This is a genomic window from Thalassobellus citreus (assembly GCF_044385915.1).
GTDB classification, from domain to species: domain Bacteria; phylum Bacteroidota; class Bacteroidia; order Flavobacteriales; family Flavobacteriaceae; genus Thalassobellus; species Thalassobellus citreus.
Genome location: NZ_JBISCC010000121.1, coordinates 239,506 through 263,478 on the forward strand (window position 1 = coordinate 239,506; position 23,973 = coordinate 263,478).

Genomic DNA, 23,973 nt, shown 5'->3' on the forward strand with positions numbered 1-23,973 from the left:
ACAATTTAGACCTACATTTTCGTTAATAAGTATGCCTAGTTAAATTTTGATTTTTTAAAGTTTTTTTCGTCAATTAGCAACTTTCACATTAATTTAAGGTATAGTTTTTGCCTTAAGTAAAATGTTTTAGTATTTTTAATGCAGAAAGGAACCCTATTATGGATGATAATTTTTCCCCAAGAGTAAAAGATGTAATTGCATTTAGCAAAGAAGAGGCTTTACGTTTAGGTCATGATTTTATTGGCACCGAACACTTAATGCTAGGATTATTACGTGATGGAGATGGCAAAGCCATTAGCATATTAAATGCTTTAGATATTGATTTAAATCATTTAAGACGAAAAGTAGAAATACTAAGTCCTGCCAACCCAAATATAGCAGTAGCCTCTAATCAAAAAAAGAATCTACATCTTACCAGACAAGCAGAACGTGCTCTAAAAACAACATTTTTAGAAGCCAAACTATTTCAAAGTACTTCCATAAATACAGCGCATTTACTGCTTTGTATTTTAAGAAATGAAAACGACCCCACTACCAAGCTTTTAAATAAGCTTAAAGTTGACTATGATAATGTTAAAGAACAATTTAAATTTATGATTACAAACGACAATGATTATATAGAACCAAAATCTGAATCTTTTCAAGATGATGACACAACACCTGAAGGAGGCTCATCAAAAGATAATATTTTTAATGCACCTACAGGAAAGACAAATAAAAAATCTAAAACACCTGTTTTAGATAATTTTGGACGCGATTTAACTGCTATGGCCGAAGAAGGTAAATTAGACCCTGTAGTTGGACGTGAAAAAGAAATACAACGTGTATCTCAAGTTTTAAGTAGAAGAAAGAAAAACAATCCGCTACTTATTGGTGAACCTGGAGTTGGTAAATCGGCTATTGCAGAAGGTTTAGCACTCAGGATTGTAAAAAGAAAAGTATCTCGTATTCTATTTAACAAGCGTGTTGTTACCTTAGACCTTGCAAGTTTAGTTGCGGGAACCAAATACCGTGGACAGTTTGAAGAACGTATGAAAGCTGTTATGAATGAGCTTGAAAAAAATGACGATGTTATTCTTTTCATTGATGAAATTCATACCATAGTTGGTGCAGGTGGTGCAACTGGAAGCTTAGATGCTTCAAACATGTTTAAGCCAGCCTTAGCAAGAGGTGAAATACAATGTATTGGTGCTACAACTTTAGATGAATACAGACAGTATATTGAAAAAGACGGTGCTTTAGAACGTCGTTTTCAAAAAGTAATAGTAGAACCTACTACAGTAGAAGAAACTATTGAAATTCTTAACAATATTAAAGGCAAATACGAAGAACATCATAATGTTGATTACACACCTGAAGCTATTGAAGCTTGTGTAAAATTAACCAATCGTTATATGACCGAACGATTCTTACCAGACAAAGCTATTGATGCTTTAGACGAAGCTGGATCGCGTGTTCATATAACTAATATTGATGTCCCTAAACAAATACTTGAATTAGAAAAACAACTAGAAACAGTTAAAGAAACTAAAAATTCGGTTGTTAAAAAGCAGAAATACGAAGAAGCGGCAAAACTTAGAGATGATGAAAAACGCATTGAAAAAGAACTTGTAGCTGCTCAAGAAAAATGGGAAGAAGACACCAAACAACATCGTGAAGTCGTAACCGAAGACAATGTTGCCGATGTGGTTTCTATGATGACTGGTGTACCCGTAAACAGAATTGCGCAAACCGAAATTAATAAACTCGCAGAATTACCAAACCTTATAAAAGGGAAAGTGATTGGTCAAGACCAAGCTGTTGCAAAGGTTGTTAAAGCTATCCAGCGAAACCGTGCTGGACTTAAAGATCCTAATAAGCCAATTGGGTCATTTATATTTTTAGGACAAACAGGGGTTGGTAAAACGCAGTTAGCCAAAGTATTATCTCGTGAGTTGTTTGATAGCGAAGAATCACTTGTACGTATAGACATGAGTGAATACATGGAAAAATTTGCTATTTCTAGATTAGTTGGAGCGCCTCCAGGATACGTTGGTTATGAAGAAGGTGGACAACTTACAGAAAAAGTAAGACGCAAACCTTACGCTGTTATTCTTTTAGATGAAATTGAAAAAGCGCATCCAGATGTTTTCAACATGCTTTTACAAGTACTTGACGATGGGTATTTAACAGATAGTTTAGGTAGAAAAATTGATTTTAGAAATACCATTATTATTATGACTTCTAATATTGGAGCTCGTAAAATTAAAGATTTTGGTACAGGTATTGGTTTTGGAACAGCTTCTCAAAAAGCTCAAGAAGATGCTAACACTAGAAGTATTATTGAAAATGCTCTAAAAAAATCGTTTGCTCCTGAATTCTTAAATAGAATTGATGATGTTATTGTATTCAATGCTTTAGAAAAAGAAGATATCAATAAAATTATTGATATTGAATTAGAAAAGCTACTTGCTCGTATTAAACTTTTAGGATATAACTTAACACTTACCGATAGTGCTAAAGATTATATTGCCGATAAAGGTTTCGACAAACAGTATGGAGCACGTCCATTAAAGCGAGCGATTCAAAAATATGTTGAAGACGCTTTAGCCGAAGAAATTGTAGCTTCAAATTTAGAAGAAGGCGATAACATAAAAATTGATTTAGATAAAGATTCTGAAGAGTTAAAAATTTCTATTGAAAAAGCTGAAAAGCCTACGGAATCATAATTAATCTTAACTTTTAATCATATTAAAATCCTACAATCTTTTAGAGCGTAGGATTTTTTTTTTGAAAAACTGTAACAAATAAAAAACCGAATACTCTTTACTATAACAATTTGATCATATTTGACACCAACCAATTTAAATACTGAGCAACTCATTGACTTATGTAAGTCTGGAAACCAATCTGCGCAATTGGAAATTTACAACAGGTATTACAAAGCCATGTATAACACTTCTTTTAGAATTGTAAAAAACAATTTTGAAGCAGAAGATATTATGCAAGACTCGTTTTTGATAGCTTTTACAAAATTGGAAAACCTAAAAGATGCTAAAATTTTTGGCCCTTGGTTGAAACGAATTGTTATAAACAACAGCATTTATCATTACAAAAAGAACAACAAAAAACAAGAAACTTCTTTAGATGATATGCTATATAAAATTGAAGATAATTCTGATGGAATTGATAGTGATTATGAGTTTACAAACACAAAGGCGCAGCAAGTATTAAACACCATGAAAACGCTTAAAGATAACTACAGAATTGCTTTAACATTAAACCTTATTGAAGGATATGATTACGAGGAAATTAGTGAGATTATGAATATTTCTAACGCTAATTGCAGAACAACAATCTCTAGAGCTAAAGACAGTTTAAGACAGAAATTATTAGCATCTGTTGCGATTTAAAATACATACTATGAGTAAAGATACTATAGATAATTTATTTAAAAGACTGGAGCATGATTTTGATATGGAAACTCCAGAAGTAAATCATACACAACGTTTTTTAGATAAGTTAAATAACCAAGAGTCGCCCAAGTTAGCGGTTAACAAAAAAAGTAGACCATTTTGGAAACCTTTTATAGGTATAGCTGCTTCAATAGCGCTTTTTATAGTTACTCAGCAACAACCAGAAACAAGAGATTTAGCTAGTGTATCTCCTAAAATGGCTGAAACTGAAGATTTCTTCATTGGTTCTATTAATGACGAGTTAAACAAACTTCAAGAAGCATCTTCTCCTGAAACTAAAAAAATAATAGAAGATGCCTTAAGCAGAATAGAAACCTTAGAAAGAGATTACGAAAATTTAAAATACGACTTAAAAGAAAGTGGTAATGACAACCAAGTGATATATGCTATGATCTCTAATTTTCAAAATAGAATAGACATTTTACAAAACACTTTAGAACAAATTAATATCATCAAACAATTAAAAAATCAATCAAATGAGAACAGTAATACCATATAAAATTTTATTAGCATTCATCATGCTTCCATTATTCGTTTTAGCATCTCCCAAATTGGATGGTAAATACACAAAAAAGAAAGTTATTAATAAAACGTATTCCGTTTCTTCGAATGCTACATTAAAAGTAAATAACAGCTATGGAAACATAGATATTATTACATGGAACGAAAATCGCATTGTCTTTGAAGTAACCATTACTACTTCTGGAAATGATGAAGAAAAAGTACAAAAAAAATTAGACAATATTGGAGTCGATTTTGAAGAGGCTTCAAACTTTGTTTCTGCAAAAACAATATTTAGTAAATCAAAATCAAGCTCTTGGTGGAGTTGGGGAAATAACAACAATGTTAATATGAAAATTAATTATGTTATTAAAATACCAATAACAAATCATGTAGATTTAAACAACGACTACGGTTCTATTAATTTAGACAAACTTGAAGGTGTTGCTAAAATAAGCTGTGATTACGGAAAAATTACTACCAAAGAATTAATGGCAGATAATAATGATATTAATTTTGATTACACAAAAGGTTGTTATTTTGAATACATAAAAAGTGGAAAAATAAATGCAGATTATAGTGATTTTACAGTTTCTAAATCACAAAAAATAAATATAACTGCTGATTATACGAATTCTAAAATTGAAGTTGCCGAAGATGTTAATTACAATTGTGACTATGGTAGTATAAAAATTGAAAAAGCAAATAATATAATTGGCAAAGAAAACTACTTAACAACTTACATTGGTGATGTATACAAAAACATCTCCCTTAATTCTGATTACGGATCTATAAAAATAAACAGATTAACTAAAAACGCCGAAAACATAACAATTAAAGCCGATTATGTTGGTGTAAAAATTGGCTATGATGCAACTCATGATTTCACATTTGATATCGATTTAGATTATGCCTCTTTAAGAGATAGTGATGGATTAATTTTTACCAAGAAAATTGTAGAATCTACTTCAAAACACTATATCGGATATCACGGAGATGCTAATTCTAAAAACACTGTTAATATAGTATCAGATTACGGAAGTGTATCTCTTGTAAAAAAATAATTTATAATCATCAATCAAAAAACGAATAGCTAAATCTATACCTAAAAGCAATTAAAAGAATAAATCACATTAATTTTAGGACGATTTAGGCACCCTAAACAACAAAATAATCCCTACAAAAAAGAACAAAAACAAAAACAAGATTGCATTACGCATACTACCTGTAATTTGAGCTACAAAGCCATAAAGAAAAGTACCTATTACAATCCCTATTTTTTCAGCAACATCATAAAAACTAAAGAAAGATGCCGTATCTGATGTTTCTGGCAAAAACTTAGAATAAGTAGATCGCGACAATGCTTGTATCCCTCCCATAACTATACCTACTAAACCTGCAGCAATATAAAAATCGGTTGGAGTAATAACAAAATAAGCATACACACAAATAATAGCCCAAAAAACATTTATAACAATAAGCGTCTTTATATTTCCAAAAACTCTAGAAATTCTAGCAGTAACTATTGCTCCTATAATAGCTATAACTTGAATAACTAATATACTAACAATAAGTCCCATTGTACGATCTGAATCTGTTCCCCAATCTATTTCTTCTTCTCCAAAATAAGTTGCTATAAGCATAACAGTTTGTACAGCCATACTATACACAAAAAAGGCTCCTAAATAACGCTTAAGTTTTACATTTTCTCCTAATTGATTCCAAACTAATTTTAATTCTTTAAACCCATTAAGGATAATATGTTTTTTAGGATTCTCTTTCTTTGTGCCATTGGGTAAATGATAAAATGTATATTGACTAAAAATAATCCACCAAAAACCAACAGAAACAAAAGAGTATTTCATGGCTTTAATTTCTGCTACACCATCAACATCAGTACTAATTCCAAAAAAATCAGGCTTCATAACCATTGCTAAATTAAACAACAAAAGAATTACGCTACCAACATAACCTAAAGAAAAACCTTTTGCACTAATCCTATCCTGTTGATCTGGAAATGCTACATCTGGTAAATAAGAATTATTTATTGCAAAACTTACCCAGAACCCAACTAATCCAAAAAAATAACAAGCAAGACTAAAATAAATATGCTCTAATGAAAACCAATACAACCCTATACACGAACCTCCTCCTAAATAGCAAAAGAACTTCATAAACATTTTCTTATTCCCTAAATAATCAGCGACTCCAGAAATTAATGGTGTTATTATAGCTATAAATATAAAAGCAACAGAAGTTGTGTAGCTTATTAAAGGCGCTCTTGCTATTTCTCCTCCAAAAATACTCACCTTTTCAATGTCTGCTATCCTAAATAGCGCTCCATAAAAAATTGGAAAAATGGCTGAAGCTATAACTAAACTATACACCGAATTTGCCCAATCGTAAAACGCCCAAGCGTTAAGAAGTTTTTTACTTCCTTTTTCTAGTTGATTCATATAAAATGTTTACTATAATTAATTAACTTTTATCTTATAACTTATAAGACCCCAACCTACCTTGGAGTTCTTAAAATAAGAGAAATGGTGATTTCTTATTTTAATAAAAAAAGCTGCCCATTTATGAGCAGCTCCTAAAGTAAACAAATATTTTAATTTGAATGATAATAAATTATTATCTAAACGATGTTACACCAAATTTAGCAGCTTCTTCTCTTGCTTTTGGCGCTAATGCTGTAAGATTAGCAATTCTTGATTCATTTGACGGGTGTGTACTTAACATTTCTGGTGGTGCTTCTCCTCCACTATTAGCACTCATACGCTTCCAAAGTTCGGCAGCTTCTTCCGGGTTATAACCTGCAATAGCCATTAAATACAAGCCTATTTTATCGGCTTCTGTTTCATGACTTCTACTAAATGGCAACATCCCTAAAACATTAGAACCTACACCATAATATTGGTTAAACATGCCTCTTGACTGCTCATCTTTAATTACTACATTTCCTGCAACGGCTAATCCTTGTTGTATATAACCAGCACTCATACGTTGTTGTCCGTGATTTGCAAGCGCATGCGACACCTCATGCCCCATTATTGCAGCTAAACCAGCCTCCGTTTTAGCTATTGGTAAAATTCCTGTATACACAACTATTTTACCTCCTGGCATACACCAAGCATTTACTGTTTTATCATCAACTAAATTATACTCCCATTTATAATCGTTTAAATAACCTTGGTGACCGTTAGCATTTAACCAACGTTCTGCAGCAACAGCTATTTTTTGACCAACTCGAGTTACCATAGCCGCATCAGACGTTCCTGTAACGACATTGTTTTCAGTTAAAAATTGATCGTATTGCGCAAAAGCTGTAGGGAATAGCTGAGAATTAGGCACTAATGCCATTGTTTTTTTTCCTGTAAATGGATTTTCTGCACAAGCAACAAATAGTAATGCAGCTCCAAATAGAATAAATATGTTTTTAATTTTCATGGTTAATGGTTTATTTAAGTTATAAAAATACAATAATTGTCTCTTGAATATTTTTTAGACACCTATTTTTTTTATTGGTCACTTAACTCCTAAAATTATTTTCTATTAATACGTTAAGTTTCGTATGTATTCTCGACAAAACATAAAAACCTATATAAATGAAAAAATTAATAATTTTAATAGTATCCTTTTTTGTCTTAAGCTGCAATAGTTCTGCTCAAAAATCTAGCAAAACAGAAACCAATACATATAAAATTACTAAAACAGATAGTGAATGGAAAGCACAATTATCAGACATAGAATATCGTGTACTTAGAAAAGCTGGTACAGAACGTGCTTTCTCTAGCCCTTATAACAAAAACTACAAAGCAGGTGTTTATGTATGTAAAGCTTGTGAAACACCTTTATTTAAAAGCGAGCATAAATTTGATTCTGGTAGTGGCTGGCCTAGTTTTGATAGAGAAATTAAAGGTAACGTTGCTTTTTCTACCGACAAAAAATTAGGCTACACTAGAACTGAAGAACATTGTGCAACTTGTGGCGGCCATTTAGGACATCTTTTTAATGATGGACCAAGAAATACGACTGGAAAGCGTCATTGTATAAATGGGGTTTCACTAAAATTTATTCCTGAAAAATAAAAATTATATTTGCTGAATGGAAAGCTATTTAGGAAGTATTATTAAACAATTTGAATATTATAAAAGTTTAGGCGACAAAACTTTTGCGCAACTTTCGTTTGAACAAATGGAATGGCAAAGTGATGAAGACTCAAACAGTATATCTATAATCGTTAAGCATATTGTTGGTAATATGCTTAGCCGATGGACTAACTTTTTAGATGAAGATGGTGAAAAAGCATGGAAAAATCGTGATGCTGAATTTATAAGCAGTTATAATAGCTTAGAAGAAATTATTGCTTCTTGGGAAAGTGCTTGGGCTTGTTTATTTAAAGCTATTACACCTTTAGAAACTGCCGATTTAGAACGTATTGTTTATATTAGAAATGAAGGACATACAGTTACCGAAGCCATTAACAGACAATTGGCTCATTACCCATATCATATTGGGCAAATGGTGTTTTTAGGAAAGCTTTTAAAGGGTAAAGAATGGCAATCATTATCAATACCAAAAGGAGGTTCTTTAGAATATAATGACAATAAATTTAGTAAAGAAAAAGGAAAACGTCATTTTACTGATTATTTGTAAAAACTAAATTGTTTTGTTCTCATTTTAAATTAGCAAATACACCCCGCGAGAAGGATTGAGGCATTTGTTGGAGCTCCTCGCAGAGAGCGACTGCCGAAAGCCTGTTTGCCATTTTTCTTGGCAACTCGCCCAAACCTCTACTCTACTGCTTTCTGTTCTTTTTATAGGGCCTAATAATTAATCGTGCCTCTCTATCAAACCTAATGTAATTATACACCCAATTTATAAAAACTACCATGCGATTTCTAAAACCTATTAAGAAAAAGAGGTGCACAAACATCCAAACATACCAAGCAAATACGCCTTGAAACTTAAACTTTTTTAAATCTACTACCGCTTTGTTCCTTCCAATAGTTGCCATAGAACCTTTGTCTTTATATGTAAAAGGCTCCATAGGTTTTTGCTCTATTAATTTTAAAATATTATCGCCTAATTGATCGCCTTGTTGTATGGCAGGTTGCGCCATCATAGGAAATCCGTTAGGAAATTCATCACTAACCATAGATGCTATATCTCCAATTGCAAAAATGTGATTATATCCTTTAACTTGATTAAATTCGTTTACAACAAGTCTATTGCCTCTTGTTATAAATTCTTCTGAATCTAGCCCTTTTATGGTAGCACCTTTTACACCAGCAGCCCAAACCAATGTAGCTGCTTCAAAAGTTAAATCGGTGTTTGTGGTAACCGTTTTACCATCATAATTAGTAACGCGTACGTTTTTCCAAATGTGAACGCCTAGTTTTTCTAAAAAATCTTCTGCCTTGGCTGAAGCATTAGCACTCATTCCTTTTAAAATACAATCGCCTGATTGTACAATATGTATTTGTACTAAACGGGTATCTAAATCGGGATAATCTTTTGGTAAAATACCTTTTTTAATTTCGGCTAATGCACCAGCAAGCTCAACACCAGTTGGTCCACCTCCTACTATTACAAAATTCATTAAAGCATTACGCTCGTTTAAATCTGATGTTAATAAGGCGTCTTCAAAATTTTCAAGAATTAGACTTCGTAAATTGAGCGATTGTGGTATGGTTTTCATTGCCATACTGTGCTTTTCTATTTCAGAATTACCAAAATAATTTGTTTTAGAACCGGAAGCAACAACCAAATAATCGAATTTTAAATCGCCAATATCTGTATTAACGACCTTATTTTCGGTGTCAATTTCATTTACTTCTGCTAAGCGAAAATGAAAATTAGGAAAATCTTTAAGAATTTTTCTAATAGGATAAGCAATAGAATCGGGTTCTAAACCACCTGTAGACACCTGATAAAGAAGCGGTTGAAATGTGTGGTAATTATTTTTATCTAACAAAACAACTTGCACTTCTTGCTTCGATAATTTTCTGGCTAAAGCCACACCTGCAAAACCGCCGCCAATAATAACGATTCGAGGAAAACTTGTTCTTGATATATTCATATAATGAAATTGCAAAACAAAGGTAATAAAAGATATAAATTTATAGGTTTCTAAAATTTATTATTCAAAATCGATTTCGTAAATTCGTAGCCTAAAAAATTACACATGAGTAAATACGATATTATTGTTCTTGGAAGTGGTCCTGGTGGTTATGTTACAGCTATTAGAGCATCTCAATTAGGTTTTAAAACTGCTATTGTTGAAAAAGAAAACCTTGGAGGGGTTTGTTTAAATTGGGGTTGTATACCTACAAAAGCCTTATTAAAATCTGCTCAAGTTTTTGAATATCTTAAACATGCAGGAGATTATGGTTTATCTGTTAAAGATTTTGATAAAGATTTTGACGCCGTTGTAAAACGTAGCCGTGGTGTTGCCGATGGTATGAGCAAGGGTATTGAGTTTTTAATGAAAAAAAATAAGATTGACGTTATTTCTGGTTACGGAAAATTAAAACCAGGCAAGAAAATTGACGTTGATGGTACAGAATATAGTGCCAACAACATTATAATTGCTACAGGAGCACGTTCTCGCGAATTACCAAATTTACCTCAAGATGGTAAAAAAGTAATTGGTTATAGAGAAGCGATGACTTTACCTAAACAACCAAAGAAAATGATTGTGGTTGGTTCTGGAGCAATTGGTGTTGAGTTTGCATATTTCTATAATTCAATGGGAACTGAAGTTACTATTGTTGAATACTTACCAAACGTTGTACCTGTTGAAGACGTAGATGTTTCTAAACAATTAGAGCGTTCTTTTAAAAAGAGTGGTATAAAAATAATGACTTCTGCCGAAGTAACATCGGTCGATACTTCTGGTAAAGGCGTTAAAGCAACTGTAAAAACAAGTAAAGGTGAAGAAGTTTTAGAAGCTGATATTATACTTTCTGCTGTTGGTATTAAAACAAACATTGAAAACATTGGTTTAGAAGATGTTGGAATTGTTGTTGATAGAGATAAAATTTTAGTTAACGATTTTTACCAAACTAACATACCTGGATATTTTGCTATTGGAGATGTTACTCCTGGTCAGGCGTTGGCACACGTTGCTTCTGCCGAAGGTATTCTTTGTGTTGAAAAACTTGCAGGACAACATGTTGAAGCTTTAGACTACGGAAACATTCCTGGTTGTACATATTGCTCTCCAGAAATTGCTTCTGTTGGTTTAACTGAAAAACAAGCAAAAGATAAAGGTATTGATATTAAAGTTGGTAAATTCCCTTTCTCTGCTTCTGGTAAAGCGAGTGCTGGTGGAAACAAAGATGGCTTTGTAAAAGTTATTTTTGATGCTAAATACGGTGAATGGTTAGGTTGCCATATGATTGGTGCTGGTGTAACCGATATGATTGCTGAGGCTGTTTTAGGTAGAAAACTAGAAACTACGGGTCATGAAGTATTAAAAACAGTACACCCTCACCCAACTATGAGTGAAGCGGTTATGGAAGCTGTTGCTGATGCTTATGATGAAGTGATACATTTATAAAATCGCTTAGATTTTTATAAATCTAGATTCTTAAATATAAAAAAGTTCCGATATAATCGGAACTTTTTGTTTTTACATAAAACTACAGTTTTTAAAATCTAATTTTCGAGCCTACTGTAAACGACGTTTTAGATCCGAAAGTATAATCTGGAGTTATAGAAGCTCCATTTGACAATCTATAATTAAATCTTGCTTCTAACAATGTGCTTTTAGAAACTTCATACTGAATACCGAAAGTAGAATGTAAAGACACATCTTCAATCTTGCCGTCTGTTTTTAACACATCTACTTTGGTGCCAAATAAAACACTAAACTTATTACTAATTTTATATTTAGCCAATAATGGATGTTCTATAAGTGTATAACTACCAAGTAAGTTATTATTACTTCTTTCTAACATTTCCATTCTAAAAAACCAATTTTCATTCAAATTAAACTCAGAAAAATAATTTCTATAAAACCTCGGAGTATTTAATATATTGACATCGTCAATTACACCAAAAGAGCTTGTTTCTCTTTTTTCTTGTGAAAAAAATAATACAAGAACTTGTTAAAACACATATAAAAGTAAGTTTCTTCATCACAATAGACTTTGTTTTATTGATTAGCAAAACAAATCTAAAAGAAATACTTCTTAAAATTCTCACAAGAAACTTATAAATAAAACAAAATATTAAGTTAAGCTTATGTGAAAAATCACAATTATAAAAAAAGCGATTCAAAAAAAATTGAATCGCTTTTTTTTATTTTAATATTTAAGATTGTTTAAAGAAAACTCTGAATAGCTAACTCATAACTCTGCAAGCCAAAACCTAATATAACACCTCTAGCATTAGGCGATATAAACGATTGGTGACGGAATTCTTCTCTATTAAACGTATTAGAAATATGAACTTCCACAACAGGTGTTTCAATAGCTTTAACAGCATCTCCTATGCCTACCGATGTATGTGTATATGCTGCAGCATTTAAAATAACACCATCATAACTAAATCCTATTTCATGTAACTTATCAATAAGTTCTCCTTCTATATTCGATTGAAAATAATCTATATCTGCATCTGGGTATTTTCTAACTACTTCTTCCAAAAACTCGGTAAAAGATAAACTTCCGTAAATATTTGGCTCTCTTTTACCTAAAAGATTAAGATTAGGTCCGTTGATTATTATTAGTTTTTTCATTAGGTAAATATATTAAAAATAAGGCATAAAAAAACCGAAGTTATTCACTTCGGTTTTTTTATAAACTAGATTATTTTAAAGTTGAAAAACAACCCCAAAATTAAGAGCTGAACTAGCATTAAATAAACTAAAATTAGCATCTATTATACTTATAAAACCATTGTATCCTTGATATTGAATATATAGCTGCGTGTCATCTGCTAAATCAAATTTATAACCTATTCCTACACCTAAACCAGCATCAAAACTATTCATCCCATCTTTGATATCGATTTCTCCAGATGGTAAATCAGATTTAGCACTAATTAAAACTCCTAATGTAGGTCCAAAATTTAAGAACCAATTTCTTTCAGAACCAAAATGCCAATTAGCATGAATAGGTAATGCTATATAATTTAATTTATCAATTACATCATATCCAGACTGACTTACTTTTGTTCCTTTAGAATCATAAAGAAGTCCAGAACGTAAACTCCAACGGTCACTAAAATAATACTCAGCAATTACACCTGCATCAAAAGATGTTCTTATTTTATTTGTTAAACTTTCAGAACTTGTATAGTTGGACAAGTTCAAACCAACTTGCGGTGCTATTGTAAAATCACCTGAATCTGATTGAGCAGTCATATTTGACAATCCAAAAACTGCAATAGCAATAAATAATAATAATTTTTTCATCTTTTTAAGTTTATTTGATTAATTCACTACAAATTAAGTTTTTATTTACTAAACATAAAAGTAATTTCCTTATTATATTGTAGTCTTATTCTTAACAACCTATACTTTAATACTTTATATTATAATTTAGATATATAATGTAATTAAACTATTTTTACATCTATGAAATGGCAACAAGCACTTAAAGATTATCAATTATACTTAAAGATAGAACGCGGACTATCTAAAAACTCTATTGATAATTATGCTCTCGATGTAAAAAAGTTAATGTCTTATTTAGAAATTAACAACATGAGTATATCTCCAATTTCAATTACACCAGAAATTATTCAGCAATTTATTTATGAAGTTGCAAAACATGTAAATGCACGTTCTCAATCAAGATTAATATCTGGCTTACGTAGTTTTTTTAACTATTTAGTTTTTGAAGATTATAGACCATCAAACCCTTTAGAATTAATTGAATCTCCTAAAATAGGTAGAAAACTTCCTGACACTTTATCTGAAGAAGAAATAGATAGTCTTATTAATGCCATAGATTTAAGTAAACCAGAAGGTGAACGCAATCGTGCGATGCTAGAAACCTTATATGGCTGTGGGTTACGTGTTAGCGAATTAATAAATTTAAAATTATCTGATTTATTCTTTGACGAAGGTTTTATTAAAGTAACTGGTAAAGGAGATAAACAACGCTTTGTTCCTATTGTAGCAATTACTCAAAAATTCATCAATATTTATAGAATCGAGATACGTAATCATTTAAATATTCAAGCTGGTTTTGAAGACACCTTATTTTTAAACCGCCGCGGAAAACAATTAACCAGAGCCATGATTTTTACTATTATTAAGCAATTAGCAGAAAAAATAGAACTTAAAAAAAGTATTTCCCCTCATACCTTTAGACATTCGTTCGCAACTCATTTATTACAAAATGATGCCGATTTGCGTTCTATACAACTTATGCTAGGTCATGAAAGTATTACCACGACTGAAATTTATGTGCATCTAGACAAAAGCCATTTAACTAAAGTGGTTGAAAAATTTCATCCTAGGAAATAGAGTTTACACAAAATAAAAAATCCAGCAAATGCTGGATTTTTTATTATTTCTGCCTTCTTAGGAATTTTTACTTCGCGATATTAACCGCTCTAGTTTCTCTAATAACAGTTACTTTAACTTGTCCTGGATAGGTCATATCTGTTTGTACCTTTTGAGAAATATTAAATGATAAATCGGCTGCTTTTTGATCGTCTACTTTTTCGCTTTCTACAATAACACGTAGTTCTCTACCTGCTTGAATGGCATAAGCCTTTTTAACACCTTGAAAACCAAAAGCAATATCTTCTAAATCTTTTAAACGTTGTATATAACTATCTAAAACTTGACGACGCGCTCCTGGACGCGCTCCTGAAATAGCATCACAAACCTGAATAATTGGTGCTATTAATGATTTCATTTCTACTTCATCATGGTGAGCTCCAATAGCATTACACACATCAGCTTTTTCATTATATTTTTCAGCCCATTGCATTCCTAAAATAGCGTGAGGAGTTTCCATATCTGCTTCTGCATCTGGCACTTTTCCTATATCATGTAATAATCCAGCACGTTTTGCTAATTTTGGATTTAAACCTAATTCGGCAGCCATAACACCACAAAGTTTAGCAACTTCACGCGAGTGTTGTAATAAGTTTTGTCCGTAAGAAGAACGATACTTCATACGTCCTACCATCTTAATAAGTTCTGGATGTAAATTATGAATTCCTAAATCAATAACAGTACGTTTACCAACTTCAATAATCTCCTGCTCTATTTGTTTTTGAGTCTTTTTAACAACTTCTTCAATTCTTGCAGGGTGAATTCTACCATCTGTTACTAACTTGTGTAATGACAAACGAGCAATTTCTCTTCGAACAGAATCAAAACAAGACAAGATAATAGCTTCTGGGGTATCATCGACAATAATCTCTACTCCTGTTGCCGCTTCAATAGCACGTATGTTTCGACCTTCACGACCAATAATTCGTCCTTTAACATCATCAGATTCTATATTAAAAACAGATACACAGTTATCTACCGCTTCTTCAGTTCCTATACGTTGAATAGTGTTAATAATAATTTTCTTAGCATCTTGTTCAGCTGTTAATTTAGCTTCTTCTAAAGAACTTTGTACAAATGCCATGGCATCATTTTTAGCTTCACCTTTTAAAGACTCAACTAATTGTTCTTTGGCTTCTTCTGCAGAAAGACTAGAAATAACTTCTAATTGTTGTACTTGATTTTTATGTAATCTATCAAGCTCTTCTTGTTTCTTTTCATAAACATCAATTCTATGATCGTAGTCTTTAAGCTTATCTTCAAGACTTTGATTTAGCTTAGTACTTTTAGAAAGTTCATTTGAAATCTTAGACTCTTTATCTCGAGTACGCTTTTCGGCTTCTGCCATTTTTTTATCACGAGAAAGAATGACTTTTTCGTGTTCAGATTTAAGTTCTAAAAACTTTTCTTTAGCTTGAAGTATCTTATCTTTTTTAATTGATTCTCCTTCACTTTTAGCTTCTTTAAGTATTAAAGCAGCATTTTTTTTCGCTTCTTTTACCAGTTTTGAAGCATTATTCTTTTCAAGTGTCTTTGCTATAATAAAGCCTATTATTAGACCTAAAGTAACACCACCTAGTGCAAATATAATTGGGTTATCCATCGTATTTAGTTAATTAGTATATATAAAAAAAGCCTACACCAGTATAAAGTTTTGTATAAACTCCTTAAAAACAAGTTTAGGGCTAACAAGCTGATCAAGGATCTGCTCAAGATTCTAAATTAATAGTTCTAGCAGCTTGCTTTTACAACTTAAACTCACCCTTTTTAAAGAATTAACGTTGAGTTTATCAAAAAAAATAACCAATGTAGGCAGTAACTTTTAGTTTATTTTAAAGAACGTTTTAAGAGACTAAATAAGACTGTAACAAATCATTTAAAGCATTAAGCTTTTCTTCGACATGCTCGTTTACATTTTCTTTATCTATAGACTTCTGCTCTACTTGAGAAGCAAATTGTAAAGCACACATAGCTAATACATCTTGTTTATCTCGAACAGAATAACTTTGCTCAAATTGTTTAACCATTTCTTCAATGTTTTTAGCCGCTTTACGAAGTCCTTCCTCTTGACTCGCTTCAATAGTTAAAGGATATACCCTATTTCCTATTGACAACTTTATTTTAAGCTTTTCTGACATTGAATTTATGTTGCTTTATTCAGAAAGTTGACCAATACAATGATCTATATCTCTAATTAATGCGTTTATTTTAAGCTTAGTATCTCTTTTATTATCGTCACTACCTAATATTGAATTCGCAATTTTAAGAGCTTCATACTTTTCTTCCCAAGTTGCAATGTGCACTTTTTGGTTATGAATTTCTTTTTTTGAAACTTCTAATTCTTCAGTTAATTTAAAATTAGCTTGCTTTAAAAGCTCTAGTTTGTGTAATACTTTGCTAATTTTGTTTTCTAAAGAATCTACAATATCTTCAATATTACTCATTTACAAATTTCAATACTTATCTCACAAAGTTAACATACCTTATGATAAATTACAATTGTTTTTACATAAAATTTAAAATAAAATGTTATTACTCATAATCAATACAATGGCTTGATTATTGTTTTATTCTTTGCGTTCTCATATCTAATTAATATTTTAGCACCAATACTTACCTATGCGATTCAGTCTTTTTATTTTTTTAATTTTCACAGCCCTTTCTAGCGCTCAAAATAATTACCCACAAGATTACTTTAGCAACCCTTTAGAAATACCTCTCATACTTTCTGGTACTTTTGCAGAGTTACGTTCTAACCATTTTCATTCTGGATTAGATATAAAAACACAACAACGTGTTGGTTTAAAAGTAAAAGCTATTGCTAACGGTTATGTTAGCCGCATAAAAGTATCTCATTTTGGTTACGGAAAAGCTTTATACATAACACACCCTAATGGTTATACAAGTGTTTACGGGCATTTACAAAAATTTGCTCCAGAAATTGAAGCTTATATTAAGAAACATCAATATGAAAAGGAATCTTATCAAATAGAACTATTTCCTTCTGCAGAAACTCTACCCGTTTCAAAAGACAGTTTAGTTGCTTATAGTGGAAATTCTGGAGGATCTGGCGGTCCTCATTTGCATTTTGAAATTAGAGACAAGGCTGAACGCCCCATGAACCCTATGCTTTTTGGAATTAACATAAAAGATAATATAGCACCTGTTATCAAATCTATTTATGCATACCCCATTGATAACAATTCTTTTATTAATAAATCGAATGCAAAACAAAAGCTAAACTTAATCCCTTTACAAAATGGTGATTATGTAATAAAAAATATTGAAGCCTATGGAAACATTGGATTTGGCATTGAAACAATAGACAGGCAAGACCTAGCAGCTAATTCTAATGGTGTTTACAATATTCAAACTTTTGTAAATGGTAATAGAACTTTTGAAATAGACTTTAAAAAATTCTCCTTTGCAGAAACAAGACATCTTAATCAATTAATTGATTATGAAATTTACACGACTAAAAAACGTCGCATTCAAAAACTATTCAAAAAAAATAATCCTTTAAGCCTTATAAAACCTATTATTAACAATGGAAAATTAAATATTGAAGACAGCACCTATTCGGTTTATAAAATTAGAGTTGCCGACTACAAAAACAACGAGTCTTGGGTTACTATCAATATAAAAGGAACAAAAAACAGTATTTCTGATACTAAAACAAATAAAAAAACAACACCTTATTATATTAAAGCTAACCAAGCTGTTAATTTAAAAGAAGGAAATGTTGCTGTTAATTTTTACAAGGACACTTTTTATGATGATTTTTATTTGAATTTTGAAACAAAAAACGATACCCTAACGCTTCACAAAAACACGATTGCTGCAAAAAAAAGTTTCAATATAACTTTTGACATTAGCAAATACAATGAAGAAGACAAACAAAAACTATACATTGCGCGTTTGGTAGGTTACAAAAAGCTCCCAACTTATTCTACTACTAAAAGAAAAGAAAATATCTTAACTACTAACACAAAAACACTTGGCACATATACAATTGCTACAGACAGTATAAAACCTACTATAACTCCTATTAATTTTAAAAACGGTCAATGGCTTAGTAAGTATCGATATTTAAAAATTAAAATTAACGATACAGGCTCTGGCATTTCTAATTACAGAGCAACTATTAATGGAAAATGGATTTTAATGGAGTACGATTACAAAACAAAAACACTCACTCACGATTTTAACGATAGTGTTATAACCGATACTAAAAATAATTTAAAAGTAATTGTAACTGATAATGTTGGAAATAATTCTACTTTTGAAACGTTATTTTACAGAAAATAAACCAACAAACCAATTGAAAGCAAAATTCTCACTCTTCACTGTATTCTTTTTATCAATATTATATATTGGCTATTCGCAAACTGGTACTATTCAAGGTGTTATTTTAAATGAGGACAACTTCCCCATTTCTAATATAAACATTAAAGCTGGTACTAATAATGGAACAAAAACAAATGATAACGGGTTTTATACAATTAACATTCCCGCAAATCAAGATATAACAATTGAGTTTACTCACTTATCATATAAAAAAGTTGTTAGCACCTTTCATTTAAAAAATGGCGAAACAATAGAATTTAACCCTGTAATGAGTACTTCTATATCACAAATAGCTACTATAATTGTAAATAGTAATAGAAGAAAAGATGTGGAAGGTGTTGTTACCATAAAACCAGAAACCATTAGAAAAATTCCTGGTGCAAATGCAGGTGTAGAAAACCTATTATTAACACTTCCTGGAGTTAGTAACAACAACGAATTAAGTACACAATATAATGTTAGAGGTGGAAACTATGATGAAAACCTAGTATATGTTAACGATATTGAAGTGTATCGTCCGTTTTTAGTTCGCTCTGGACAACAAGAAGGCTTAAGCTTTGTTAATACGGACTTGGTTCAAAACGTTGATTTTTCAGCTGGGGGATTTCAAGCAAAGTATGGCGATAAATTATCTTCAGTTTTAGATATTACTTATAAAACACCTTATCAATTTGAAGTTAATGCCGATTTAAGCTTATTAGGAGCTAGTCTTTCTGTTGAAAACATAAGTAAAGACTCAAAGTTTTCAGCAATCGTAGGGCTTCGTTACCGTGACAATAGCTTATTGGTTAATGCAAAAGAAACGGAGACCAATTTTAATCCGTCATTTGCAGATGCTCAAGGCTTTTTTACGTATAAATTTTCAAATAAATTTCATTTGAGTTTTTTAGGAAACGCCTCCTTCAACAAGTATAATTACGCTCCGCAAACAAGACAAACCAATTTTGGAACATTAACAGATCCTATTGCATTACTTGTTTTTTACGAAGGACAAGAAAAAGATCAATACCAAACCTTATTTGGAGCTTTTAAAGGCACCTACTTTGCTAATGATAATCTATCACTTGATTTAATTACATCAACTTATCATACTACCGAAGAAGAGTATTTTGATATTTTAGCACAATACAGGCTTGGTGAAGTAAACACAAATATTGGTGAAGAAAATTTAGGTGAAGTTGAATTTAGTGAAGGCGTAGGTAGCCAATTAAATCATGGACGCAACGACTTAGATGCTCTTATTACTAATATTGAACATAAAGGGCATTTAAAAATTGATGAAAATCGTATTGAATGGTCTCTTAAATATACAAATGAAGATATACGTGACCGTTTAGTAGAATGGGAAGTTATTGATTCTGCAGGCTTTTCAATTAGACCACCAAAAACAGTACTTGACAACGAACAACCTTACACACCTTACAGCGGTCCTCTAGAATCTTTTAATAATGTTCGCACTACTAATAATACACAAATAAACAGAATACAAGCCTATGCCCAATGGAGTAAACGCTCAACAATAGGAACTAGTGATGTTTGGTATAACGCAGGAGTTAGAGTTCATAACTGGTCGGTTAGTGGCGATGGGATTGCGTCATCAAACCAAACCGTTTTTAGTCCGCGTGCACAATTCACAATAAAACCTTATTGGGAAAAAGACATGTTGTTTAGAATTTCAACTGGTTTATATTATCAGCCACCTTTTTACAGAGAACTGCGTGATGCTAATGGTATTGTGCAACCTAATGTAAAAGCACAAAAATCGTTTCATGTTGTTTTAGGAAACGATTATAGTTTTAAAATGTGGGATAGACCTTTTAAATTAACCACAGAAGCTTACTACAAGGGTTTAACCAATGTAAACCCGTATACACTTGAAAATGTACGAATTAGATACAGTGCTAATAACAATGCAAAAGCACGTGCTTATGGTTTAGACATGAGATTGAATGGCGAATTTGTTCCAGGCACAGAATCATGGGTTAGTTTTGGGTATTTAAAAAACGAAGAAAACATAGATAACAGAGGTTATATTGCACGACCAACAGATCAACGTTTAAAATTTGCCGCCTTATTTCAAGATTATGTACCAAATGTACCAAACATGAAAATGTATTTAAATTTGGTTTATAACACAGGCTTACCTGGAGGCTCTCCTAGTTATGTAGATCCTTACGATTATCAAAACAGACTCCCAGATTATAAAAGAGCCGATTTAGGGTTACAATTTGTTTTAGTAGATGAAAGAAAACAATTCAAAAGCGGTTGGAAAAAACCTTTTAAAACTTTATCCTTTGGGTTTGAAATATTCAACATGTTTGATGCACAAAACTCTATTACAAATACATGGGTAAGAGATGTGTATAGCAAGCGTCAATACGCCATTCCTAATTACTTAACACCGCGGGTTTTTAATGTAAGAACTACTATGAAGTTCTAATTACTAAATAAACTCCTTCAAAACATCAACAACATAATCTACTTCTTCTTTAGTATTATAAATACTAAAAGAAAATCGAATAGAAGGTTTAAGTAAATCTTCTTCTGTTAAAATTTCAGTCAAAACATGCGAGTTATGAGAGCTTCCACTTTGGCAAGCACTTCCTTTAGAACAAGCTATTCCTTTTAAATCCAACTGAAATAATAACATCGCCGATTTTTCAGGAGGCACAGGCAAACAAACGTTTACCAAGGCATAACTACTTTTTTCTAAACCATATGATTCTCCATTAAATGTCGCTTCTGGAATATGCTTAGTAACAGAATCTATAAAATATTGTTTTAGTTCTTTTACGTATGTAGCTTCTGTTTCAAAATTATTATTAGCCATTTTTAAAGCCGTTTCAAGCCCTACAATATTATGAACACTTTCGGTCCCTGCACGAAGTCCACGCTCCTGTTCGCCACCAAAAATAAGGGGTTTTAAACCTGTATTCTTTCTAACAAAAGCAAAACCAACACCTTTTGGTCCGTGAAATTTATGTGCAGCAGCAGCTAAAAAATCAACTTGAATATCTTGTAAATCCATTTTATAGTGCCCTACAGATTGTACAGCATCAGTATGAAACAAAGCACCATTATCTTTACATAAATTGGCAACACGTTTTATATCTAACATATTACCAATTTCATTATTTATATGCATTAAGCTAACTAATGTTTTCTCCTCGGTTTGCAACAACGTTTCCAAATGTAAATAATCTACATCACCATTCTTCTCAATATTTACATAACTAACAGTAATTCCATATTCCTTTTGCAATTGCTCTACAGTGTGTAAAACAGCATGATGTTCAATTTTTGAAGTTATAATGTGTTTAATATTTAAATCTCTAACAGCACTATTTAGTATTAAATTGTCAGCTTCAGTGCCACCGGCTGTAAACACAATTTCACCTGCCGAAACATTTAAACTACTCGCAATAAGCTTTCTTGATTTTTCAATTAAAACTTTTGATGATCTACCAAAACTGTGTGAAGACGAAGCATTTCCGTAATTGCTTCTCATAACTTCCATCATCGCATTAATCACCTCTTCTCGTATTTGAGTAGTCGCAGCATTATCAAAATATATTGGATTCATCTATTTATTTTAAAACACAAAAATACTTGAAATAAAATTATTATTAATATCCTACGTTATAAATAACAATTCCATTATTTTTGCCTAAAACCCAAATACAAATGCGCAAGTTATTTTATATTCTTCTTCCTTTAAGTTTATTAACCTTATACACATGTGATGATGGCGACATTATTACAGTTGAATTTGATTTTGACAAAACATTAGAGTTATGTCGAGAAGATAATATTGATAATTTTGTTACTAAAGACAACTATGTTTTGTCTGATGTCCGTAAAGATCCATACGAATCACTTATCCTTTTGTTTCCTTATTCAACAGCTAATGAAGCCATATTTAACCCAACAGAAGCTAATACAGAAACAGAACTTATAGTAAATAACTCTTCTGTTATTTTTAATTACAGAACCTATGATGGTGACCCTAGCGATTTAATTTGTCAAGATATTCCTGGTTCTGGCACTAATATTTTAAGTGATTATAGTGCTGCTGCAGGTGCTAGAGTTAGCTTTTTATCAACTTTTACTGATGATGATGACGATGGAGTCCTTACAATAGATGAAGATATAAATCAAGATGGAGACCCAACAAATGATGACACAGACGAAGATGGTATTCCTGACTATATTGATGAAGATGATGATAATGATAATGTAAAAACATCTATAGAACTTGGAAATATTGACGACCCCTTAGATACCGACGAAGATGGTGTTCTTAACTATTTAGATTCTGATGATGATGGAGATGACATACCTACTATAAATGAAGATGAAAATGGTAATTCTAATCTACGCGACGATTTTGATATAACTATAACAGGTAGTGAACAAATTCCTAGATATTTATTAAAAGAAGCTAAAGATTCTTTCCCTGCGGGTAAATCACTTTCTAACTCCTACGAAAGAACCTATACCGTTTCTATAAAATTATTAGATTTTGATTTAGTAACTATACAAAGTGATTCTCTTGATTTTGGAACATATACTAGAACCATTACAATAGAATCTGAATAACAACTAATTAGGGTTTTGGTAAATATAAACCTCGGTAGCTCCTAAACCATATTTTTGGTAATTGGCATCGTAGAATTTTACGTTGCTATAACGTCCAAATAAATATTCTAATTCTATTTTTAGAACCCCTTCACCTACTCCGTGAATAAAAACAATTTTTTGAATACGCTTAGATATAGCCCAATCTAGTTTATGTCTAGCTGTATCTAATTGAAGGGTTAACATATCGTGATTAGACATACTTCGTGACGATTTTACTAACTGATTAATATGCAAATCTACTTCCATAGTAGGTTCATATCTATCTTTAGCTTTTACACGTTGTTGTTGTTTTCTTGCTGGCTGCTCTTTTTCTGAAATAACAGTATTGGGTATCCTAGCTTTATTCAACATACTTTTAGAAGTATCCTTTATAAGCTCTTCGCTATTAAAATCTAACAAAAAACCGTCCTCAGTTTCTATAGAAATTGAAGTTCCAACAATGTCTTTAATAACACCAGACATGTTTTCGTCTAAAACCATTACATGATCTCCAATATTAAAAGTCAT

The 23,973-nt window shown here is 31.5% G+C and carries 22 protein-coding genes and 1 other RNA gene; 11 read left to right on the forward strand and 12 right to left on the reverse strand.

What is annotated here, in order from left to right; all coding sequences use genetic code 11:
- The first annotated feature begins 158 nt into the window (after positions 1-158).
- The 4 genes from ACH5TX_RS07125 (at position 159) to ACH5TX_RS07140 (ending at position 5,020) form a co-directional block, all read left to right on the forward strand.
- Entirely contained in the window at positions 159-2,708 is a 2,550-nt protein-coding gene (locus ACH5TX_RS07125; protein ID WP_439338840.1) for an ATP-dependent Clp protease ATP-binding subunit, read from the forward strand.
- A 120-nt stretch (positions 2,709-2,828) separates the two neighbouring features.
- Positions 2,829-3,392 (forward strand): RNA polymerase sigma factor, encoded by a 564-nt coding sequence (locus tag ACH5TX_RS07130; protein WP_439338841.1) that lies wholly within the window; start codon positions 2,829-2,831, stop codon positions 3,390-3,392.
- Between the two features lie 10 nt (positions 3,393-3,402).
- Complete coding sequence (locus ACH5TX_RS07135) at positions 3,403-3,954, forward strand: hypothetical protein (RefSeq protein WP_439338842.1); 552 nt, start codon at positions 3,403-3,405, stop codon at positions 3,952-3,954.
- Positions 3,932-5,020: a hypothetical protein gene (locus ACH5TX_RS07140; RefSeq protein WP_439338843.1), complete on the forward strand. Its 1,089-nt coding sequence runs from the start codon at positions 3,932-3,934 to the stop codon at positions 5,018-5,020. The genes ACH5TX_RS07135 and ACH5TX_RS07140 overlap by 23 nt, the downstream gene beginning before the upstream one ends.
- A gap of 75 nt (positions 5,021-5,095) precedes the next feature.
- Here ACH5TX_RS07140 and ACH5TX_RS07145 read toward each other — a convergent pair whose 3' ends face one another.
- Together ACH5TX_RS07145 and ACH5TX_RS07150 are read right to left on the reverse strand one after the other, a co-directional pair.
- Complete coding sequence (locus ACH5TX_RS07145) at positions 5,096-6,412, reverse strand: MFS transporter (protein ID WP_439338844.1); 1,317 nt, start codon at positions 6,410-6,412, stop codon at positions 5,096-5,098.
- A gap of 175 nt (positions 6,413-6,587) precedes the next feature.
- On the reverse strand, positions 6,588-7,403 hold the full coding sequence (locus tag ACH5TX_RS07150; protein ID WP_439338845.1) for a M48 family metallopeptidase: 816 nt from the start codon (positions 7,401-7,403) through the stop codon (positions 6,588-6,590).
- 158 nt (positions 7,404-7,561) lie between these two features.
- Between ACH5TX_RS07150 and msrB the strand changes: the two genes are divergently transcribed.
- Both msrB and ACH5TX_RS07160 read left to right on the forward strand, forming a co-directional pair.
- Positions 7,562-8,044, forward strand: a complete 483-nt coding sequence (msrB, locus tag ACH5TX_RS07155; protein ID WP_439338846.1) for a peptide-methionine (R)-S-oxide reductase MsrB — start codon at positions 7,562-7,564, stop codon at positions 8,042-8,044.
- 16 nt (positions 8,045-8,060) lie between these two features.
- A complete protein-coding gene (locus tag ACH5TX_RS07160; RefSeq protein ID WP_439338847.1) occupies positions 8,061-8,612 on the forward strand; it encodes a DUF1572 family protein in 552 nt (183 codons plus the stop codon).
- A 142-nt stretch (positions 8,613-8,754) separates the two neighbouring features.
- On the opposite strand, the gene ACH5TX_RS07165 is transcribed toward ACH5TX_RS07160, so the two are convergent.
- Positions 8,755-10,038, reverse strand: coding sequence for an NAD(P)/FAD-dependent oxidoreductase (locus ACH5TX_RS07165; RefSeq protein WP_439338848.1), 1,284 nt, complete (start codon positions 10,036-10,038; stop codon positions 8,755-8,757).
- 105 nt (positions 10,039-10,143) lie between these two features.
- Here ACH5TX_RS07165 and lpdA point away from each other — a divergent pair, with 105 nt between their 5' ends.
- Positions 10,144-11,520, forward strand: coding sequence for a dihydrolipoyl dehydrogenase (lpdA, locus tag ACH5TX_RS07170; RefSeq protein ID WP_439338849.1), 1,377 nt, complete (start codon positions 10,144-10,146; stop codon positions 11,518-11,520).
- Positions 11,521-11,611: 91 nt separating this feature from the next.
- On the opposite strand, the gene ACH5TX_RS07175 is transcribed toward lpdA, so the two are convergent.
- The 3 genes from ACH5TX_RS07175 to ACH5TX_RS07185 all read right to left on the reverse strand — a co-directional run bounded on the left by ACH5TX_RS07175 (position 11,612) and on the right by ACH5TX_RS07185 (position 13,380).
- Positions 11,612-11,926 carry a hypothetical protein gene (locus ACH5TX_RS07175; RefSeq protein WP_439338850.1) on the reverse strand — a complete coding sequence of 105 codons (315 nt, stop codon included), beginning with the start codon at positions 11,924-11,926 and terminating at the stop codon, positions 11,612-11,614.
- Between the two features lie 359 nt (positions 11,927-12,285).
- A complete protein-coding gene (gene aroQ / locus ACH5TX_RS07180) occupies positions 12,286-12,702 on the reverse strand; it encodes a type II 3-dehydroquinate dehydratase (RefSeq protein ID WP_439338851.1) in 417 nt (138 codons plus the stop codon).
- A 75-nt stretch (positions 12,703-12,777) separates the two neighbouring features.
- Positions 12,778-13,380, reverse strand: coding sequence for a porin family protein (locus ACH5TX_RS07185; RefSeq protein WP_439338852.1), 603 nt, complete (start codon positions 13,378-13,380; stop codon positions 12,778-12,780).
- A gap of 162 nt (positions 13,381-13,542) precedes the next feature.
- On the opposite strand from ACH5TX_RS07185, the gene xerD reads away from it, so the two are divergent.
- The gene (gene xerD, locus ACH5TX_RS07190) at positions 13,543-14,439 is read left to right on the forward strand and encodes a site-specific tyrosine recombinase XerD (protein ID WP_439338853.1); all 897 of its coding nucleotides are present in this window, start codon (positions 13,543-13,545) and stop codon (positions 14,437-14,439) included.
- Between the two features lie 67 nt (positions 14,440-14,506).
- Here xerD and rny read toward each other — a convergent pair whose 3' ends face one another.
- From rny to ACH5TX_RS07210, 4 genes are all read right to left on the reverse strand, one after another.
- Positions 14,507-16,081 carry a ribonuclease Y gene (gene rny / locus ACH5TX_RS07195; protein ID WP_439338854.1) on the reverse strand — a complete coding sequence of 525 codons (1,575 nt, stop codon included), beginning with the start codon at positions 16,079-16,081 and terminating at the stop codon, positions 14,507-14,509.
- A 57-nt stretch (positions 16,082-16,138) separates the two neighbouring features.
- Positions 16,139-16,265, reverse strand: a non-coding RNA gene (gene ssrS / locus ACH5TX_RS07200) — 6S RNA.
- A 57-nt stretch (positions 16,266-16,322) separates the two neighbouring features.
- The gene (locus tag ACH5TX_RS07205; protein ID WP_439338855.1) at positions 16,323-16,616 is read right to left on the reverse strand and encodes a cell division protein ZapA; all 294 of its coding nucleotides are present in this window, start codon (positions 16,614-16,616) and stop codon (positions 16,323-16,325) included.
- A 15-nt stretch (positions 16,617-16,631) separates the two neighbouring features.
- Positions 16,632-16,922 (reverse strand): coiled-coil domain-containing protein, encoded by a 291-nt coding sequence (locus ACH5TX_RS07210; RefSeq protein ID WP_439338856.1) that lies wholly within the window; start codon positions 16,920-16,922, stop codon positions 16,632-16,634.
- A 175-nt stretch (positions 16,923-17,097) separates the two neighbouring features.
- Here ACH5TX_RS07210 and ACH5TX_RS07215 point away from each other — a divergent pair, with 175 nt between their 5' ends.
- Together ACH5TX_RS07215 and ACH5TX_RS07220 are read left to right on the forward strand one after the other, a co-directional pair.
- Positions 17,098-18,786: a M23 family metallopeptidase gene (locus ACH5TX_RS07215; RefSeq protein WP_439338857.1), complete on the forward strand. Its 1,689-nt coding sequence runs from the start codon at positions 17,098-17,100 to the stop codon at positions 18,784-18,786.
- Positions 18,740-21,265 carry a TonB-dependent receptor gene (locus ACH5TX_RS07220; protein WP_439338858.1) on the forward strand — a complete coding sequence of 842 codons (2,526 nt, stop codon included), beginning with the start codon at positions 18,740-18,742 and terminating at the stop codon, positions 21,263-21,265. Before ACH5TX_RS07215 ends, ACH5TX_RS07220 begins: the two co-directional genes overlap by 47 nt.
- Positions 21,266-21,268: 3 nt before the next feature.
- Here ACH5TX_RS07220 and ACH5TX_RS07225 read toward each other — a convergent pair whose 3' ends face one another.
- Entirely contained in the window at positions 21,269-22,408 is a 1,140-nt protein-coding gene (locus ACH5TX_RS07225; protein WP_439338859.1) for a cysteine desulfurase family protein, read from the reverse strand.
- 101 nt (positions 22,409-22,509) lie between these two features.
- Between ACH5TX_RS07225 and ACH5TX_RS07230 the strand changes: the two genes are divergently transcribed.
- Positions 22,510-23,424, forward strand: a complete 915-nt coding sequence (locus ACH5TX_RS07230; RefSeq protein WP_439338860.1) for a hypothetical protein — start codon at positions 22,510-22,512, stop codon at positions 23,422-23,424.
- Positions 23,425-23,427: 3 nt separating this feature from the next.
- On the opposite strand, the gene ACH5TX_RS07235 is transcribed toward ACH5TX_RS07230, so the two are convergent.
- Positions 23,428-23,973: a DUF8465 domain-containing protein gene (locus tag ACH5TX_RS07235; RefSeq protein WP_439338861.1), complete on the reverse strand. Its 546-nt coding sequence runs from the start codon at positions 23,971-23,973 to the stop codon at positions 23,428-23,430.